Raw genomic sequence first — 18,173 nt, 5'->3', positions numbered from 1 at the left:
ACACGCCTCATGGGGCGAGTCGTCCCACGCCGGCTCCGCGAAAGGCGGCCGAGACGTCCTTGCGGGTGGTGGCGAGCTTCCTGAGCACGCTGGCGACGTGGTGCTCGACGGTGCGGGGCGACAGCACGAGCGCGTCCGCGATCTCCTGGTTCGTCAGTCCCCGCGCCAGCAGCTCCGCCACGCTCGTCTCGCGGGGCGACAACCGGTCGCCGTAGCCGCGACGCCCGGGGCGGCCCGGCCGCTTCAGCCCCAGCGACCGCTCCAGGCGGCGGGCCCTGGCCAGATCGCCGACAGCGTCGAGACGGCTGTACGTTCCGAGGGCGCGCGCGAGGATGTCGGCGGCCCTCTCAGGATGGAGCGGGGCCAGGGCACGGGTCTGGAGTTCGGCGGACCGGGCAGCCTCGTACGGGCGTGGCATGCGTTCCCAGATGGCATGGGCGGCAGCGTGCTCCCGGGCCGCCCGCTCGGGGTCTCCGCTCTCGGCGAGCAGCCCGCGGGCGGTGTGGAGCGCCGCCTCGGAGGCAGGGGCGGCGCGGCCCGCGATGCCGTGCTCCGCCTCGGCGACTAGGGTCCGTACGGCCTCCTCCTCCCCGCAACCGAGCCCGGCCGCGGCGGCGGTCGAGAGCAGACTGCCCGCCTTGGGCCATGCGGCAGCGCGGCGCAAGAGGGCGAGGGTCTCCTGTGCGGCCTTCCAGCCTTCGTCCGGGGTGTCCTGGGCCAACTGGACGGCCGTGATACCCGTCGCGGAACGCAGTGTGAGGCCGAGGTCGAAGCGTTGCGCTCCACCGGCCGCCGCCTTCGAGAAGTGCCGGAGGGCACGGCTGTGCCGACCATGCGCCAGGTCACGGACACCGAAGTGGAGCGCCGCCTCGGCTTCCACCTGTGCGGTGTCGGGGTACTCGGCGCCGAGCGCCTCGAACCGCTCCCGCAGCCCCTCCCAGCGTCCGGCGAGGGCGTCCAGGCGCAGGGTGCTCACGCGGGCGTGGAACTGGAGGACCGGGAATCCGCAGGTACGAGCGAGGCGCACGCTCTCGTCGATAAGGTCGGCGGCTCGGTGGTCCTCACCCACGTCGGCGGCGGTGACACCGGCGTTGTACAGCGCCCGCGCCGTCTGTCGCAGCACCCGGACGTCGACCCCTTCCCTGGGAAGGCGCGCCAGGTCCGTGTCCAGGGTCGGATCCGCCGCCCAGGCCCGCAGGGTGAGCCGAGTGGCCCGCACGTCCGCCGCGGGTTCGCTGCCGGGGATGTCTCGCACGGCCTTCTCCGCCAGGCTCATCCAGTGCTCCGCCGCGTCGGGGCCGGCGTACTCGTCCATGGCGAGCCCGACCATGGCCGCCACGGCCCTGGGGCTGTCGTGACCGAGCTCGTCCACGGCCCGCGCCAGCTCGCCGAACCCGGCCCGGTCGGAGCCTTGGTTCAGGAGGAGCAGCCCCAGCCCCGTGCGGATCTCTCCGCGGGTCGCGGCCAGGAGCCGGGCGTCGGCAAGGATCGTGCGCAGCGCCGTGGCGTTGGTGACGAAGTCGACGCCCTGCCCGGCCAGAGGGGCGAGGCCCAGAGCGGCACGGGAGCGTGCCTCGGGGTCGACGCGCGGATGGTGCAGTACTTGCCTCAGCAGCGCGGCGGCGGTGCCGCTGTCGCCCAGCGCGGTCGCCTGGCCGGCTGCTTGTTCCATGCGGAGAGCCCAGGTGCGATGGTCCCCCAGGGCGAGGGTGTGGTGAGCGATCTGCACCAAAGGGGGCGGCTCCTGTCCTGCGAGCACCCGGAGAGCACGGAGGTGCAGGCGGCGGCGCGTGGGGCCAAGCACTCTCTCGTAGGCGACCTTCCGGGCCAGGACGTGACGGAAGTCGTAGCGGCCGTCGTCGGTCTCGTGGAGGATCGCCGCGTGCAACGCGTCGAGCAGCGCGAGCGCCTCTTCGTCCTCGTCGAGACCAGCCACCTCGTGGAGCAACGTCTCCGAGGCGGGCACCGCGAGGACAGCGGCAGCGGCGACCAGGGAGGCGGCAGAGGGAGACAGGCGGACCAGCCGCTCGGTCACCGCGTCACGCAGGCCGGACGGGACGTGCGCCCGGTGGAGCGCGTCCAGGTCACCGTCGCCCGGCTCGTGTGCGACACGATGCTCACGCAGGGTGATCAGGTCCTCCTCGGCGATCAGCGGCAGTCCCGCGCTGCGTTCGTGGAGCGCCGTGACGAGATCGTCGGGGACGGGCCCGCCGAGCGCGGCAGCGGCGAGGGCCCGGATGTCGGCTCCCGCCAGGGGACGCAGCTGAAGGGCCATGCCGTTGGTGCCGGTCGGCCGCCGATAGGCGGCCCCGAGCACAGGGGTGTCGGGTGGGAGGTCCTCGGCCCGGTAGGTGATGACGAGGCTCAGCTGGGGGGGAAGGTCACGAGCAAGGAGCAGAAGCAGGTCGCGGGTGGCCTCGTCGATCCAGTGCACGTCCTCGACGATCAGGACGGTCGGCCCCAGGGCCGCCAGGAACGCGCGCACGGCGTGGACGATCCGCAGCCGATCGGCCACGGCGGAATCGTCGGAAGACTTGAGGGGAGGGAACCGGTCGGCCAGCTGTGGCAGGAGCGGTCCCAGCGGAGCGGCCGCCTGCGGGAGGCCGCCGGCAGGAAGCCACGGCCCGGCCCGGCCCAAGGCGTCGACGACAGGACCGTACGCCAACGGTTCCCGCAGCGGATGGCACCACCCGATGAGGACACAGCGTCTCTCGGAGCCCAGTGCGGTGACGCTCTCGCGCACGAGCCGAGACTTGCCGATGCCGCCTTCGCCCTCGATCAGCACTGCCGCCGGAGGTCTGCGGACGGCCGCGAGGAGACGGTCGAGCTCCCTGGCGCGCCCGACGAACCGGAAACCCGCGGCGGGGTCTCCAGGAGCATCGAATAGGTCGGTCAAGTCGATCACCTGCCCGTTTCTCTCACCGTAGTGCGGGCACCACTCACGGGCAATCGAGGGCAGGAGCCTTGCCGACGCGCCGCCCGCGGCACCGGATACACGCCGGCTGCAGAGAGGAGGCCCGATCGTCTTGGTCTACCGGGAGATCTACCTCTGGCGGCAGGTCGACGAGAACCGCGGCCCGGAAGCCGCCCTGCGTCTGCTCTCCATACGCGGTTCCCCCACCGGGTCGGTCAAAGAATGGTGAGGATTCGGCGGGTACGAGAGACGGTGGTTCTTCGCGCGGCGAGCGACGGAGACCTGCCCACGGCCGTTCCAGGCGTCGTCCCCGAAGCGGAGCACTTCGCCGAAGCAGCTGCCGGACAGCCGACCTCGTCGACGACGCCCTCTCCTGGCTCACCCGAGCACCGCTAAAACCTGATTCGTCCCGCCTGACGATACGTCCCGCAGACGCTGCTCGTTGGACATGGAGCGGTTGGCTAAAGCGTGTGGTGAAAGTGCTGGTCACAGCCATTCGTTGATGGCTGCGCCCGGTACGGTCGCTTCGTAGCGGACGGCGAGTTCGCCGTACCGCGTGGCGACGGCCCGGTGCCGCTTGAGCCTGTTGATCCCGCACTCGACGGCGTGCCGCTGCTTGTAGTCGTCCTTGTCGAACTTTGGCGGGCGGCCGCCGCACGAGCCGCGCTTCAGCCGGTTGCGCACCCGGTCCGCAGGCACCGGAATCGTTGCCTTGATCCCGCGTCTGCGCAGGTAGGAGCGGTTGCTCCGGAGTCGTACGCCTTGTCGGCCCGCACCCGGTCCGGGCGCTTGCGCGGCCTGCCGAGCCCGACCCGGGGCACCCGGATCACCTCCAGGACCGGCTCGAACTGCGGGGAATCGCCGCGCTGCCCGACCGTGATCACCACGTACAGGGGCCTTTGTCCCTGTACGACCGCGAGGTGGATCTAATAGCTCAGCAGGGAGCCCGAGTACGGAAGCACAAGGGCCCGCTGGGCGAGGTGGAAGCCTGCCGCCGTTCCGGGACTGTGATCCCTCAGGTCAGACCGGCTCCTCCTGATTACGCCGCTGGGCGGAGGCCCAAGGTGGATCCGGGGACACGATCCCTTCAGCAAGACCGCGCCCCGCCCGGCGGCTCTGCCGGTCAGCCCGCCACGGGAGCGTCCGAGGCCGTGGTCGGCCTGCTCAACGAAGACACCGCCGGGGCGGCTCCTTCCGGAGGTCCCCTTTTTCGCCGCCCCGGCGGCGTGCTGGTGGGCCCGGCAGACGGTGGAGTCGACGTTGACCTCCTAGGCGATCAGGCCTTTCGCATCGGCTTCAGCCTGGAACGGGGTGAGGATCCGGGCCCAAGTCCCATCCTGCTGCCAGCGGCGGAAGAGGTCGTAGACCCGGCCCCACGGCCCGTAACGTTCGGGCACATCCCGCCACGGGGCGCCGGTCCGGGTTCGCCACTGTATGCCGTCCATCAGCTGCCGCCGCGTCCACACCTGCGGACGGCCCGGCTTGATACCCGCCGACAGCAAGGGCTCAAGCCATGCCCACTGGCCGTTCGCCAGATCACCACGCCCCACGGCAAGTGCTCATCAACGAAGAAGATCCACTTTCACAACAGACCCTAGCCGGGTCAGCTCGTCGCGCACGAATTCGTCCCCGCCGCAGGGCTCGGCCTGCTCCAAGGCGTGGAGCTCGCGCAGCGCCTGGAGCTCGTCGGCGCGGGCGGCGGCCTCGCGGTCGGCGGCGGCTTCGGCGGCGAGCTCGGCCTGGGCGACGTCGTCGGCGTCCGGGGTGTAGACGGTGCCTGTCGGCGCGGCTGCAAGCCGCTGGTCCAGGCGCTTCCACTCCGCGAGCTCCGCCCGCCCGCGGACGTCGTCGGCAGGGTCCTCGAATCGGGACGCCTGCCGCGCATCGAAGCGGGCGCTCTTGAGGGCCGCCGCCGCGACGGACGTCCGCCTCGGCGTCACGGACGCGGGCACGGGATTCGACCCGGAGCGCATCAGGACCTCATGGGGCTCCCCGACGGCCTCGAGCACTGTCACGGCCGGGGGCTGATGCTCGTCGACGCACCGAGCACGAGCTGGGGCACCGACCCCTTGGCCGTCGGCCTGCGAGTCTGGGCCGAACTCGCCGTCCACTGATCCGTGCCGTCCGGGAGGCGGCCGCGGCTGACGAAGGGGATCGGGTATCGCCGTCCCCCGATCGCGTCGAAGGCATGACCGGAAGAGACGGGACTCGCCCCGGCCACGAGGGGACGGCGGCTCTCCACCGAGACGGGCTCCGCGTACCGTCCGGCTTCCGGTGAACGGCGGGAGCGCGGACGACAGGAGTCCGGCTGTTTCGATCATGTGTCGGGCTCACGCAAGACCTGGCGGCTCTGCAGGACTTCCCTTACTTTTTCCATCATGACCGAACAGAAAATAACTAGTCCGAACATCACCGGGATGTCGAGGCGTCGCCTTTTGGCCGGTATCGGAGCCCTCGCCCTTGCCGGCGTCACCGGGTCCGAAGCCGCCGCAGCCGCTGGTCAGGCCCTACGCGTAGACGGAGAGACACGGAAGCCGAACATCGTCCTGATCGTTCTTGACGACCTCGGATACGGCGAGATCGGTTCCTATGGCCAGAAGACCATCAAGACACCCGTGCTCGACCGACTCGCCGCCGAGGGGCTGAGGTTCACCCAGGCGTACGCCAACCCGACCTGCGCCCCCTCACGCGCTTCACTGCTGACGGGCCTGCACACCGGTCACTCCCGCATCAAGGGGAACGGAGACTCCGGCAAGGGCCTGGTCGCGGAGGACGTCACCGTCGCCGAGACCCTGAGGGCGGCCGGCTACGCCACGAGCCACATCGGCAAGTGGGGCTTCGGGCCCGACAACGGCGACAACCCGAGTCATCCCAACAGCCAGGGCTACGACCACTTCTTCGGCTACATCACTCACGGCCATGCCCATGACTACTGGCCCACCTACCTGTGGCGCGATGCGGAGCGGATCACCTACCCGGAGAACGAGGGCGCCGACGTGACTTACGCCGGCGACCTGTTCACCACCGAGGCTCTGGACTTCATCGACCGGAATCACGATCGGCCGTTCTTCCTGAACCTCAATTACACGACCCCTCACGGCCCCAACGAGGTGCCCAGCGACGCGCCCTACACCGACGAGAACTGGCCGCAGCCCGAGCGCAACCACGCCGCCCAGATCACCTGGACGGACGGCGCGATCGGCAAGGTCCTCGACCGGCTGGAGCTGCATGGTGTCGCCAACGACACCCTCGTCGTCTTCACCAGCGACAACGGCCCACACGCCCTGCACGGGGTGGAGTTCTTCGACAGCAACGGGCCACTGCGGGGGACCAAGTTCACCGTCTACGAAGGCGGTATCCGCGTACCCCTCATCGTCCGTCTCCCGGCTTCCCTGCGCTCGGCCGGTGCACCGACCGCAGGTTCGGTGCTGCGGCAGAAGGTCGCCGTGTGGGACTTCCTGCCCACCCTGTCCGACGTCGCCGGCGGCGAGACACCGGCGGGACTCGACGGCATCTCCTTCCTGCCGGCCCTCACGGGAAAGAGCCAGCCGGGCCGTCCGTACCTCTACTGGCAGTCTGAGGGCGGGGACCAGGCCGTGCGGTTCGGCCGCTGGAAAGCGGTCCGCCGCAAGGGGAAGGCCGTCGAGCTCTACGACCTGTGGTCCGATCTCGGCGAGAGCAAGAACATCGCCTCCAGCCATCCCAACCAGGTCCGCAGCGCCGAGAAGTGGCTGGCCGATGCCGTAGTGGTGAAGTGACGTGCGGCAGTGCTGCGCACCTGTCGGCGCGATTGCGCCCCTGCACCGAGACACCGGGCCGGCCATGCCGCCCCGACCGCGTGCGACGATCCGCAACACGAAGGGCCAAGTCCGCGTCCCCGGCGGAACATTCGCCATGGGCGACGCGTTCGACGAGGGTTACCCGCAGGACGGTGAGCGGCCCGTCCACGATGTACGTCTCGATCCGTTTTTGATAGACGCGACGACGGTCACCAACACCGCCTTCGCGACCTTCGTCAAGGAGACCGGCTACGTCACCGATGCCGAACGACTCGGCGCCTCGGCCGTCTTCCACCTCACGGCAAAGGCTCGCCCAGGCGACGTGCTGGGGCACGCTCCGGAGACCCCCTGGTGGCTCGTCGTACGAGGAGCCACCTGGCGACACCCGTACGGTCCTCTCTCCTCCATCGGTGCCCTCCAGCACCATCCAGTGGTCCAGGTGAGCTGGAACGACGCGGTCGCCTACTGCGCCTGGGCCGGCAAACGCCTTCCCACCGAGGCCGAGTGGGAGTACGCCTCCCGCGGAGGACGCGCACGCGGCCGCTTCCCGTGGGGCGACGATCTGACCCCGCGCGGGCACTGGCAGTGCAACATCTGGCAGGGCGTCTTCCCCCATACCAACAGTCAGGAGGACGGACATCTCGCCACCGCGCCGGCCAAGTCGTTCCGGCCCAACGGGTTCGGGCTCTGGAACACGGTCGGCAACGTGTGGGAGTGGTGCGCCGATGCCTTCTCCGCCGACACCTACGCCCGACGCGCCGCGTCCGAGCCCGTCTTCGACCCCCGGGGCCCGCACGCCGGTTCCGATCAGGGGACTCAGCGTGTCATGAGAGGCGGGTCCTACCTCTGCCACGACTCGTACTGCTACCGGTACCGGGTCGCGGCACGTTCCGGCAACACCGCCGATTCGGCCACCGCCAACATCGGCTTCCGCTGCGCCAACGACCTCGGCCACCGGAGGTACGTCCAGGGCCTTCTAGTGCTTTGACCAGGAAGGTTCGCCGGGTTGGCGGTGGTGGCGGTTGGATGCGTGGTGACGTCCGTCCGATCGTTGGAGGTGCGGTGGCTGAGCCTGTCCGTGTGCGCAGGTTGACCGACCAGGAGGGTCAGAAGCTACAGCAGATCGTGCGCCGGGGCAGCACCAGTTCGGTCCGCTACCGGCGCGCGATGATGCTGCTGGCCTCGGCCGGCGGGAACCGGGTCCCGGTGATCGCCCAGCTGGTGCAGGCCGACGAGGACACCGTCCGCGACGTGATCCCCCGGTTCAACGAGATCGGCCTGGCCTGCCTGGACCCTCAGTGGGCGGGAGGCCGTCCCCGCCTGCTCAGCCCTGACGACGAGAACTTCGTCGTCGCGACGGCCACCACGCGCCCGAGTAAGCTCGGCCAGCCGTTCACCCACTGGTCGATCCGCAAACTCGCCGCCTACCTGCGGAAAGTCCACGGCCGCGCGATCCGGATCGGCCGCGAGGCGTTACGGTGCCTGCTCGCCCGCCGGGGCATCACCTTCCAGCGCACCAAGACCTGGAAGGAGTCCCCGGCCCCCGACCGAGACATCAAGCTCGACCGCATCGAGCACGTCCTGGAGCGGTTCCCCGACCGGGTATTCGCGTTCGACGAGTTCGGGCCACTCGGGATCCGCCCCACCGGCGGCTCGGGCTGGGCACCGGCAGGTCACCCAGAACGGCACCCCGCGACCTACCACCGCACCCACGGCGTCCGGTACTTCCACGGCTGCTACTCCGTCGGCGACGACACCCTGTGGGGTGTCAACCGCCGCAAGAAAGGAGCCGTGAACACCCTGGCCGCCCTCCGGTCGATTCCCGCGACCCGCCCGGACGGCGCCCCGATCTACGTCATCCTGGACAACCTGTCCGCCCACAAGGGCGAGACGATCCGTCGCTGAGCGAGGAAGAACCGCGTCGAACTGTGCTTCACCCCGACCTACGCCTCCTGGGCGAACCCGATCGAGGCCCACTTCGGACCGCTGCGGCAGTTCACCGTCGCCAACTCCAACCACCGCAACCACACCGTCCAGACCCGGGCCCTGCACGCCTACCTGCGCTGACGCAACAAGAAGGGCCTTGACCCCGGACCTTGGACACACGAGACACTGGATCCTGAGGATCTGAGGACGGACATCTCGTGGTCATGAAGAACTATCCGCCGCAGTTCAAGGCGGACGCGGTCGCGTTGTACGAGTCGCGGCCTGGAGCGACGATCAGGTCGGTCGCCGCTGATCTGGGGGTCAACCCGGAGACGTTGCGGAACTGGGTCAGGGCGGCCGGTGCGAGTCGGCCGCGGGGCCGCCGGGCCGAGGCGTCCGCCGAGCCGCCCACGGCGCTGGAGGCGGAGAACGCCGCTCTGCGCAAGAAGGTCCGCGAGCTGGAGGAAGAGCGCGAGGTCCTGCGGAAGGCGGCGAAGTATTTCGCCGGGGAGACGTGCTGGTGAACCGCTTCCAGTTCGTCGCCGACCTGCAGCGCCGCTACGGCGTGAAGCGGCTGTGCACCATCCTGGGCATCGCCCGCTCCAGCTTCTACTACTGGCGCCGCACCGCCGTCGGCCGGGCCGCCCGGCAGGCTGCCGACGCCCATCTCGCCGCACGGATCCGGGTCGTGCACCGCGAGTCGGACGGCACCTACGGCGTCCCCAGAATCACCGCCGAACTCCGTGACGAGGGCGGCGAACGCGTCAACCACAAGCGGGTCGCACGCGTCATGCGGAGCATCGATCTGGCCGGCGTGAAGTTGCGGCGAAAGCACCGCACCACGACTCCGGATCCGGCCGCGGCGAAGGCCCCGGACCTGATCGGCCGCGACTTCACCGCACGTGAGCCGAACACGAAGTACGTCGGTGACATCACTTACCTCCCCCTGGACAACGGCAAGTTCCTCTACCTGGCCACCGTCATCGACCTCGCTTCACGGCGTCTGACCGGCTGGGCGATCGCGGATCACATGCGCACCGATCTCGTCGTCGACGCCCTGGCCGCCGCGAGGCGCACCCGCGGCAGCCTCGCCGGAGCGGTCCTGCATACCGATCACGGAGCCCAGTACACCAGCCGGGCCTTCGCCGACGCCTGCCGCCGGGCCGGCGTCCGCCAGTCCATGAGCGCGATCGGCAGCTCGGCGGACAACGCGCTCGCCGAGTCGTTCAACGCGACGTTCAAGCGGGAGACGCTCCAGGGCCGAAAGCACTGGTCCAGCGAGCGCGAAGCCCGCCTCGACGCGTTCCGCTGGCTGCACCGCTACAACACCCGACGTCGTCACTCCCGCCTCGGACACCGCAGCCCGATCGCCTACGAGACAGCGTCCCGAGCAACATCAACTACGCTGACGCCAGCCGCATAACCGTGTCCAGGATTCGGGGTCAAGGCCCGAACGCCCGCTACCTCGACGTGCTCGCCGCCCAGCGCAAGGAGCGCGCCCGTGTCCGTAGCGAGAAGGGCCTCCGCTGGGGCGGCCGGCCTCTGACCAACGCCGCATGAGTAGCGAGTCCGATCAAGAGCAGTACCGTGCCGGAATGCCAAGCAAGCGACAGCCGTACTGGCGCACCCTCGGGACACCGACGAGCCTGGTCCTGTACCGAACGCCGGGCAAGTGGCGGTACGCCGTCTACTTCACCGGACCAGCCGGCGTTGCCGACGGCGCACTCGCTGATCCTCCGTCCTCGTCCGAGCCGGATCTCGCGCAGACTGCCCTCCTCCAGAAAGCGGAAGAACTCACCCGGAGACAGCTTGAGGTCCTCTGGAGCGAATCCGACCAACCGGACTGCTGGACTGGCACAGTCGCCAGCGTGGGGCCCTCGTCCACCGGACTGAACCCGGCGAACCAATGCGGCCAGAGCACTAGCTAGTCTTCTGAGTCAGGGATTCTCTTCAGGTGTATAGGCTTGGTCCACGGCACGTACCGGGCGACCGAAGCCGAGTTGATCCTGTCCGACGAGGAGCGGGCCACGCTCGAGGGGTGGGTGCGGCGCCGGCCCACGCCGCAGGCGTGGGCGCTGAGGTGCCGGATCATTCTTGCCTACGCCGAAGGTGCTTCGAACAAGGATGTTGCGGCCCGGCTCGGCTCGACCGCGCATGCGGTTGGCCGGTGGCGGGCGAGGTTCGTCGGGCACCGGATCGCCGGCCTGGGCGACATGCCCCAATCGGGCGGCCCCCGGTCGGTGACGGACGAGCAGGTGGCCGCATTGGTCACGAGGACGCTGCAGTCCGCACCGAAGAACCCCACTCACTGGTCGACGCAGTCGATGGCGAAGGAACTGGGCCTGTCGCAGTCGACCGTGTCCCGCGTCTGGCGGGCTTTCGGGCTGCAGTCGCATCGTCCGGAGACGTCCAAGCTGTCGACGGATCCGTACTTCGTCGACAAGGTCCACGACGTCGTCGGCCTCTATCTGGACCCGCCCGAACGGGCCCTGGTGTTCTGCGTTGACGAGAAGTCTCAGATCCAGGCGCTGGACCGCTCTCAGTCGGTGCTGCCGACGATGCCCGGAGTACCGCAACGGGACACGCATGACTATGTCCGGGCTGGCACCACCACCCTGTTCGCCCCCTTGGAAGTGGCCACGGGCAAGGTGATCGGCTCCCTGCACCGGCGCCACCGGGCCAAGGAGTTCAAGCAGTTTCTCGTCAAGCTCGACAGGGAGGTCCCGGCCGGCCTCGCGGTTCATCTGGTGCTGGACAACTACGCCACCCGCAAGACTCCGGCCATCAAGACCTGACTGCTGGCGCATCCCCGGTTCCACCTGCACTTCACCCCGACCGGGCCGTCCTGGCTCAACCTGATGGAGCGACGGTTCGCCGAGCTGACGAACAAGCGGATACGGCGAAGTGTCCACAAGACCGTCCAGGTCCTGGAACAGGACCTCCGCGACTGGATCGTCGCACGGAACACCGAGCCCAGGCCCTACGCCTGGACCAAGACCGCGGACGAGACCCTCGAACGTCTCGCTTCATATCTGAAAATAATTCCTGACTCAGAAGACTAGCTCGGGTATACATTCGACGGTCGCACTCCGCTCATGAGCAGCATCACGACCCCACCCGATAACCAGGCCGCTCCTGATCATTCCCAGCACTTCTCAGACCGCTACCCTCCCCTTCGCCCCAGGACGCCCGAACCAAGATCCGGGCCCTTTCCGGTCCAAGCCATACCAAAGAGATGCACCGTCTTTCTTTTCCCTGGCCAGAATGGGTGATACTGCTGCACCACCATCAGACGAAAAACCGGTTGTTCCCTCAGATCCGGAGATCAGGCTGCTTCCCAGAGGCCGGCGTCCAGGATCCGGGCGGCCTTGGTGATGCTGCCCGGCATCAGATGCCGGTAGGTCCGGTACGTCTCCTCGATGGACTTGTGCCCCATCCACTCCGCGACATCGGTGGTGGGGATGCCGTTCCCGACGGCGTTGGAGGCGAAGTAGTGGCGGAAGCCGTACATCCCGACGCCGTCCTCCGGCGGGAGGTCCGCGAAGAGTTTCCTCACCCGGCGCCGCTCCATGCCCTCGGTGAAGTAGCCGCCCGGGCCGCGCAGCAGGTAGCCGTTCTTCGTGGTGCCGTGCTTCTCCTCGTACCGCTCGATCGCCTCCCGAACCGACCGCGGCAATGGCACCTCCCGGAACTCCCCCGTCTTGCGGTGCTTCAGCTTCGCCGGCTTCAACGTGTTGGAGTGGATCTGCTCGCGCACCCGGTACACGTCCTGGGCCACGACGTTGTTCACGTTCACGGCTCGCGCCTCACCGTTGCGCAGGTCGCATCCCGCCATCATGACGATCTCCAGCGCCAGGTCCTCGTCGGCGACGGCCAGTGCTTTCGTCACGTAGGCGAGGGACGGGATGGCCACCTGCTCGCGCACGTACTCCGGCTCCTGGACGCCCTTGACCGGGTCGTCCGCCATGGCTCCCTTGGCATACGCGTCCCGCAGGATGGTCTTCAGGACCCGGAATATGTTCACCTGGTTTCCGCGGCTGACCCCGTCGCTCTCCATCGCGTCCAGGAAGCGTTCGACCACCATCGGCGTGACCGAGTTCAGCTTCCGCGCCCCCAGGCGCGGGACGATGTGCACGTTGATCGAACTGTCGACGTGCTCCCCCGTGGAGTAGTCCGTCATCCGGCGCTGCCGAGGCCGCCACTGCTTCGCGTACTCCTCCACCGTCAGCTGACCCAGCTCCCGGCGGGCCGCCGCCACGGACGGGGTCGTGGTCTTCTTCTCCGCGTAGAGCTGTGTGAGGCGTTCGATCGCGTCGTCCTGGGTGTCGTACCCGGACTCCTCACGCTGCTTGCCCAGCGCGTCGCGGAAACGGATCGAGTACGGGTGAGGGCATCGAGTGGGCTTCGCGCAGCCGCAGTCCTTGAAGAAGGACCCCATGCCGCAAGCGAGCTGTCGGGCCATGTGTCGCACCATCCGTTCCGGCCCAAGAATCTGCTCAGGCGCCGCGCTGCCGGTCGCAGGTCAGCAAGCGGGGACACGTCGGGGACGCATGCTGACCGTTTGCTGACCTGAGGGGGCACATGATGCCCCTGACCTGCGGCGACGCCAAATAGTCAGATCTTGGACTTGAACAGAGTGCGCAGCATCGGCGCATATCCATGGCTCTGATAAGCGCCGACGGAGCGACCCGTCTTCTCTCTATGCCGCCAAGGGGATACGCGGAGGGCATAGGGCTCCCGCGCTGGTCGGCGGCAGCAGGCGGTGGAAGCAAGTGGTGATCGGCGTGGTGCCAGGCGTTCCGCGTTCGACGCTCCTTTCCAGTTCCGGGCGCCAACCGAACGGTCCCCTGGCGAAGAGGTCAGCGTTCACCTTCCAGTGCCGCGTGAAGACCCGGGACGTCGGCCCGGGAGAGGGCGTCGATGATGTCCAGGCAGCGGCTGCGTACGGAGGGCGAGCTTTGGCGGTACAGCCTCAGGACCGCCTTCACCACGTAACGGCCATGAGCCGCATGACGGGTTCGGATGTCGGCCATATCCGCGCCCGCCCGGCCGACGATGTACTCGCAGGCGTCCAACGCCGCCGACGGGAGGAGGCCGATCGGGTGGTGGAGCGCGAAGGCGAGTTCCCCCAAGTTGTCGGGGAAAGCCTTGCTGGCGATGAACGCCTGGACAAGCTCGTCGGCCTGGGAGGGAAGCAGGCCGAAGGCGTGCCTCATCACGGTCGACGCGTTGTTGCGAACCTCTTCGTCGTCATCGTCGAACAGCGGCAGGAGCCGCGTGTAGTGATCAGGGTTGCTGGCGAAAACCTTGGCCGCGCCGCGGCGTGCCGCAGTGCCCAGCTGCAGCACCGTGGCGGGCAAGTCCGGTGTGGCGTTTCCATGGAGTGTCACCACGGCCCAGGTCTGTCCTGCGAGCTCCCTGGTCTGCCGTGGGCCGTGGAGGGCCGCGTCGAGGTGGGGGGCGAATCGTCCGGGGTCGCGGGCCAGAGCTCCGATGAGCAGGCGCTGGGTTGTGTGCGCGTTGTGGACGTTGAGGTCCTGGTGCGTCATCAGCTGGTCCGCGGCGTCCAACGCGGTCTGTGGGTCGTGGTTCATCAAGGCGCGGACGGCTTCGGCGGCGCAGACGCGGACGGCGAGTACGGGGTCGGTGGCGAGTCGGAGGATGAGGGGTCTGAGTTCGGGCAGGTGGCGGGCGTCGTGGAAGAGGAGGGTCGCGCACGTGATGGCTGCCTGGCCCCGGGTGGCGTTCAGGCCTGCGGTCAGCAGATCGGTGCGGGTGCCTTCAGCGTCCAGGGCGCGGGTGTCCCGCTCGGGGGTGGGGGCTGTCGCGTAGCTCGTGAGGAGGGGGAGCTGGGTGGAGGTGAAGCGGTCGGGCGTGGCCTGGAGTGCGCGGCACACCGTGGAGGCTGCTTCTTCGCCGAGGTTCCGGTGGGTGTGGAGGGCCAGCTTCTCCCATGCCCCGTTGTCCAGATGGGGTGCGGCTCCTTCCACGATCGCGCACAGATACGCTCCGGGCAGGTCGGGTCCGAGGGTGAGGGCGAAGGCGGCGAAGCGCGAGGGCTCCTGTCCTGCTCGGGTGCGGAGTGTGCCGGCGAGTTCGTGCACGCCGCCCTGGGGCGGCCACGACCGTTCGACTCGGGGCTTGGCGTACTTGTCCAAAGCGCGACGCCATTGTTCGTCGGTCATGCGCGCCGCCGCATGGTCGCTGATCGGAGAACTCGCCCACGCGGTGACAACCCCGGAGGGTGGGGAGGGGACGATTCCGGGGAACCTCCGCTCCAGTTCGCCGAGCCTCCATCGAACCTTGTCGCTGCGACGTATGGGGTCGATCCCCGACAGCAGTTCGTACTGACCCCAGCCGCAACGGCTGGGGCCCCCCTCCACTCTTCGGCGCTGCTCCGTCGTCGGGTAATACCCGAGAAGCACTTCGGCCAGATGGTCAAGAGTGTCGTCGGTGCAGTCGGGCGTGGCGGCTGCGATGAGTTCATGAGACGCCCAGCGGGAACTGTCCACCCAGCCCAGGCGGAGGTTTCGCTGGTCGCTGCAGAGCCAGTCGAGCCCCTCGTCAGCCGTCCACGGGGTGGTGTACAGACGGCAGGTCAGGAAGCGGGCGATCTCCGTTGCCGATCCGCTCAGTCTCGTCAGGGTGTCAGCCGCGGCTGCCGGGTCGGTGGCTGGCAGGGCGCGCAAGGCGGTGTCGAGGGCGGAGAGCAGCTCGGCACTGACGCTGCTGCCGTCCCGTTGCCGGTACGACCAGCGACTGTCCGACCGTTCGCTGAAGGCCTCGTCGGACTCTGCGGTGTGGAGTACGAAGGGCAGGATGTTGTCCACGTACGCCTTCGGCGCGGCCTCCGCGATCCGGGACAGGACGGTGGCGGCGGTCTGTGAGTGGGCCGCGAGGTACTCGCCCCCGAACGGCTTGCGTCTGCTGTCGGGGGGCTCCTGGGTCCGTGCCCGGTTTAGGTAGGCGCCGACGAGCCTGGCTGCCGGCACGGGGGCGGTCTCGGAGAGGCCGTAGAGGAGGGTCCAGAAGTCGCTGTTGGTCGCGAGGGGGCCGCGGGCCTCGTCGGCCTGTCCTGTCCGAATCAGGTCGGCGGCCAGGTCGACGAGGCCGGGCGTGAGGGACCACTCCATGAGGCCGAGGAGCCGCCGTCGCCACTCGGGGGTGGTGTTGATGTGGGGGCGTACCAGCTCTGCTGCCCGCTCCGGCCTGTGCCGTGCCGCGATGAGCAGTTCGGCGAACGCGGCGTCGACGGTTTCGGCAGTGGCCAGCCAGCGTTCCCACCTGCCGTCGTGGTCCGCGGCGTCGAACCAGGCGGGCAGCGCCAGCAATCGGCGCACCTTACGTGCCACCGGGCTCGCACCCCAGGCGAACGGTTCGACGGCCAGCCAGTCCGCCGGGGCCGCGTCGAGCTGTGTGAGAACGGTGGTGACCACGTCGTGCAGGTGGGAGCGGATTCGGGTGGACCCGAGCAGCCGTGCCGTGGTCTCGCGGAACCGGTCGCGGTCCGTGCCGGCGAGGTGCTCGAGGATTTGGCGGGTCTGCGCCCGTCTGAAGAGGTGCTGTCCGGAGTCGGCCAGGAAGTCGTGGACGTCCCTTCCGGTCGTGAGGAAGGAGCGGGCGAAGAGGTAGTCGAAGTAGGTCTCGTGGAAGAAACCGATGCGTTCCTCGTCGCCCACCAGGAGCCCTTCCGACTTCAAGGCCTCGACATCCTCCGGCGCGTAGCGGTCAAGGAGGGCGAGGGGTGCCTGCAGACTCTCCCGGTCGCTCATGGAGGTGCACAGGGCGCCGGTGATCCCCTGCCAGTCGAAGCTTCCCCTCCTGATTCCTACGCGTCTGCGCACCTCTTTGGTGTAACCGCCGTAGAGCTGCTGCAGAGTCCGGTAGGGCACGGGGCGGGCAGCAGGGGGAAGGGTGCTGAAGACCGCCAGGTGCAGAGGGGTGCGCAGCAGCTCCAGAGTCACTGGGCTCAGGTTGTCGGGGTCGTTCCCACTCGCGGTGAGTACGGCGCGCACCGAGTCTTCGGTCAGCTCCCCCACGGGGAATCTCTCCGCCCGGACATCTGCCGTCATCAGTCTGCTGAGCCTGCCGTCCTGTTCGACGTCGACGGTGCGGACCACCAGGAGCACCTTGATGTTCGGCGCTGCCGAGAGTTGAGCGAGCACACCCTCGACGGCCTCGAAGACGTCTGCCATGCGGCCGCTGTACAGACTGACGGCGTCCAGTTGATCGACGACGAAGAGTCCAGGCCCCCCATCGGCGACTCCGGGCAGCAGGATCCCGGGCGAATCCTGCAAATTCATCATGGTGCCGAGGTCCCTCGCCGTTCGCACCGAAGGAGCGGCTCGGTCCATGCGAACGACGGCGATCGGCCACCCGTGGCTTGCGAGACGTTCCAGTACATTCGCGGCAACCGTCGACTTGCCCGAGCCCGCCCGTCCCTCGCACAGCACGATCTGCGGACCGCCCTCGGCCACCAACCGACCGTGCAGCTGGTCGAGGTGAGGGCGCGCGGCCAGTCCGAGAGCGGGCGCCCTATCCCGCACGTGCCGCAGGAACCCGTCCTTGGTGGCCGCCAGGGCAGCGAGCGTATTGCTGTCCCCGGCCAACAGTCGGGGTCGAACTCCGTCGAGAGAGAGCAAGTGGTTACGGATCTCCGACCCGGTGAGCCACTTGTGGAGGTTGTCGTCCAGATATCCGCTCAGCTGCCTGACTATTCCCTCAGGATTCCCTACGAACAGCTGCTCGTAGATGATGTGGACCAGCTCACGCAGGTTCTCCGGTGAGTAGTCTTTCACGTAAACGGACTGGAGATACCTCCAGAGGGTCTCCCGGTCTACGGGCTTGCCGTCGCCGGCCCAGACTCCGCACAGAGCCATGAAGTCGCGCCTTTGAGGGCCGGTAAGAATCTCTTCGTACTCGGCGAACGTCACGGCGGCTCTCGCCCGGTCGGCAAGGTCGCGCAGCGCGGGCGATCCGGTCGAGAGAACGAGTCGCACTTTCCTACCGGCTGCAAGGTGGCTTGCGACGGCCTTGAGGAGGGCTGCCACGGATCGCAGCGACCAGGGCCCCCGCGACGGCACGTCCTTCACCTGATCGCACCATGTTTCGCCCTTGGCCACGAGCTGGAACTCGATGCCTTCACCAGCCTGCCCCACAGGCTCAAGACGGATCCGCGAGGCCTCTCCGCGCAGGAGGTCCGCGACCTTTAGCGCGGTCCACCAGTTCTCGTACCGGTTGCCCGCCTTGTCCGCCGCTCCGCCCGACAGCCCCATCGCGCATCACTTCCCCAGTGCGCCGCAACGGACTCCTCACCGGGGAGTCCATGGCCAAGCACTGTATTACCTGCCAGCTCATCCGTGGCCTGCGTTTCGAGCATGCGCCTCCATGCGGTCACTCGCCGCCCAGCCGGCCACAGCTGAGCCCCGAGGCGCCGCACGAAGCCTGTCGACAGGGGATCGGCCACCTGCGGCCGCGACGCACCGGTGCGCGACCACACCCCCGAGCGGATAATTGCGCCATCATGCACAGGTGCAAAGTGCACCCAGTCCAAC

The 18,173-nt window shown here is 68.7% G+C and carries 11 protein-coding genes and 3 pseudogenes; 7 read left to right on the top strand and 7 right to left on the bottom strand.

Translation table 11 applies throughout. The features are described from left to right. Positions 1-7: 7 nt before the first annotated feature. The 5 genes from AB0E19_RS25500 to AB0E19_RS25480 form a co-directional block, all read right to left on the bottom strand. A complete protein-coding gene (locus AB0E19_RS25500; protein ID WP_362184482.1) occupies positions 8-2,905 on the bottom strand; it encodes an AAA family ATPase in 2,898 nt (965 codons plus the stop codon). Positions 2,906-3,400: 495 nt separating this feature from the next. Next, positions 3,401-3,613, bottom strand: a complete 213-nt coding sequence (locus tag AB0E19_RS25495) for a hypothetical protein (protein WP_362184548.1) — start codon at positions 3,611-3,613, stop codon at positions 3,401-3,403. After that, on the bottom strand, positions 3,583-3,798 hold the full coding sequence (locus AB0E19_RS25490) for a hypothetical protein (protein ID WP_362184546.1): 216 nt from the start codon (positions 3,796-3,798) through the stop codon (positions 3,583-3,585). Before AB0E19_RS25490 ends, AB0E19_RS25495 begins: the two co-directional genes overlap by 31 nt. A 384-nt stretch (positions 3,799-4,182) precedes the next feature. Next, the gene (locus AB0E19_RS25485; RefSeq protein ID WP_362184480.1) at positions 4,183-4,464 is read right to left on the bottom strand and encodes a transposase; all 282 of its coding nucleotides are present in this window, start codon (positions 4,462-4,464) and stop codon (positions 4,183-4,185) included. A 12-nt stretch (positions 4,465-4,476) separates the two neighbouring features. Continuing rightward, positions 4,477-4,866, bottom strand: a complete 390-nt coding sequence (locus tag AB0E19_RS25480; protein ID WP_362184478.1) for a hypothetical protein — start codon at positions 4,864-4,866, stop codon at positions 4,477-4,479. A 30-nt stretch (positions 4,867-4,896) separates the two neighbouring features. On the opposite strand from AB0E19_RS25480, the gene AB0E19_RS25475 reads away from it, so the two are divergent. The 7 genes and pseudogenes from AB0E19_RS25475 to AB0E19_RS25445 all read left to right on the top strand — a co-directional run bounded on the left by AB0E19_RS25475 (position 4,897) and on the right by AB0E19_RS25445 (position 11,681). Next, on the top strand, positions 4,897-5,028 hold the full coding sequence (locus AB0E19_RS25475) for a hypothetical protein (protein WP_362184476.1): 132 nt from the start codon (positions 4,897-4,899) through the stop codon (positions 5,026-5,028). Positions 5,029-5,292: 264 nt separating this feature from the next. Next, on the top strand, positions 5,293-6,672 hold the full coding sequence (locus AB0E19_RS25470; RefSeq protein ID WP_362184474.1) for an arylsulfatase: 1,380 nt from the start codon (positions 5,293-5,295) through the stop codon (positions 6,670-6,672). Positions 6,673-6,736: 64 nt separating this feature from the next. After that, complete coding sequence (locus AB0E19_RS25465; RefSeq protein WP_362184471.1) at positions 6,737-7,681, top strand: formylglycine-generating enzyme family protein; 945 nt, start codon at positions 6,737-6,739, stop codon at positions 7,679-7,681. A 74-nt stretch (positions 7,682-7,755) separates the two neighbouring features. After that, positions 7,756-8,760 (top strand): annotated as a pseudogene (locus AB0E19_RS25460) (IS630 family transposase). Positions 8,761-8,837: 77 nt separating this feature from the next. Next, positions 8,838-10,042 (top strand): IS3 family transposase gene (locus tag AB0E19_RS25455; protein ID WP_362184469.1). Its coding sequence is split into 2 segments (ribosomal slippage): positions 8,838-9,129 and positions 9,129-10,042, totalling 1,206 coding nucleotides; the frame shifts between segments, so codons are not numbered across the junction. A gap of 5 nt (positions 10,043-10,047) precedes the next feature. Then, positions 10,048-10,179 (top strand): annotated as a pseudogene (locus AB0E19_RS25450) (IS630 family transposase); the annotation flags it as partial. A gap of 404 nt (positions 10,180-10,583) precedes the next feature. After that, positions 10,584-11,681: pseudogene (locus AB0E19_RS25445) on the top strand (IS630 family transposase). 263 nt (positions 11,682-11,944) lie between these two features. Here the strand turns inward: AB0E19_RS25445 and AB0E19_RS25440 are convergent. Together AB0E19_RS25440 and AB0E19_RS25435 are read right to left on the bottom strand one after the other, a co-directional pair. Next, positions 11,945-13,081 carry a tyrosine-type recombinase/integrase gene (locus AB0E19_RS25440; RefSeq protein ID WP_362184467.1) on the bottom strand — a complete coding sequence of 379 codons (1,137 nt, stop codon included), beginning with the start codon at positions 13,079-13,081 and terminating at the stop codon, positions 11,945-11,947. 397 nt (positions 13,082-13,478) lie between these two features. Continuing rightward, positions 13,479-17,894, bottom strand: coding sequence for a hypothetical protein (locus AB0E19_RS25435; RefSeq protein WP_362184465.1), 4,416 nt, complete (start codon positions 17,892-17,894; stop codon positions 13,479-13,481). Between the last annotated feature and the right edge of the window lie 279 nt (positions 17,895-18,173).

Source organism: Streptomyces sp. NPDC047974, from assembly GCF_040653375.1.
Lineage (GTDB): Bacteria > Actinomycetota > Actinomycetes > Streptomycetales > Streptomycetaceae > Streptomyces.
This window is presented reverse-complemented; position numbering and strand designations above follow the sequence as displayed.

Bases quoted from the DNA above. Each gene is read 5' to 3' on its own strand.
- AB0E19_RS25475 (WP_362184476.1), top strand. From the start codon at position 4,897: ATGGGGCTCCCCGACGGCCTCGAGCACTGTCACGGCCGGGGGCTGATG.
- AB0E19_RS25470 (WP_362184474.1), top strand. From the start codon at position 5,293: ATGACCGAACAGAAAATAACTAGTCCGAACATCACCGGGATGTCGAGG.
- AB0E19_RS25465 (WP_362184471.1), top strand. From the start codon at position 6,737: ATGCCGCCCCGACCGCGTGCGACGATCCGCAACACGAAGGGCCAAGTC.
- AB0E19_RS25440 (WP_362184467.1), bottom strand. From the start codon at position 13,081: ATGGCCCGACAGCTCGCTTGCGGCATGGGGTCCTTCTTCAAGGACTGC.
- AB0E19_RS25435 (WP_362184465.1), bottom strand. From the start codon at position 17,894: ATGGGGCTGTCGGGCGGAGCGGCGGACAAGGCGGGCAACCGGTACGAG.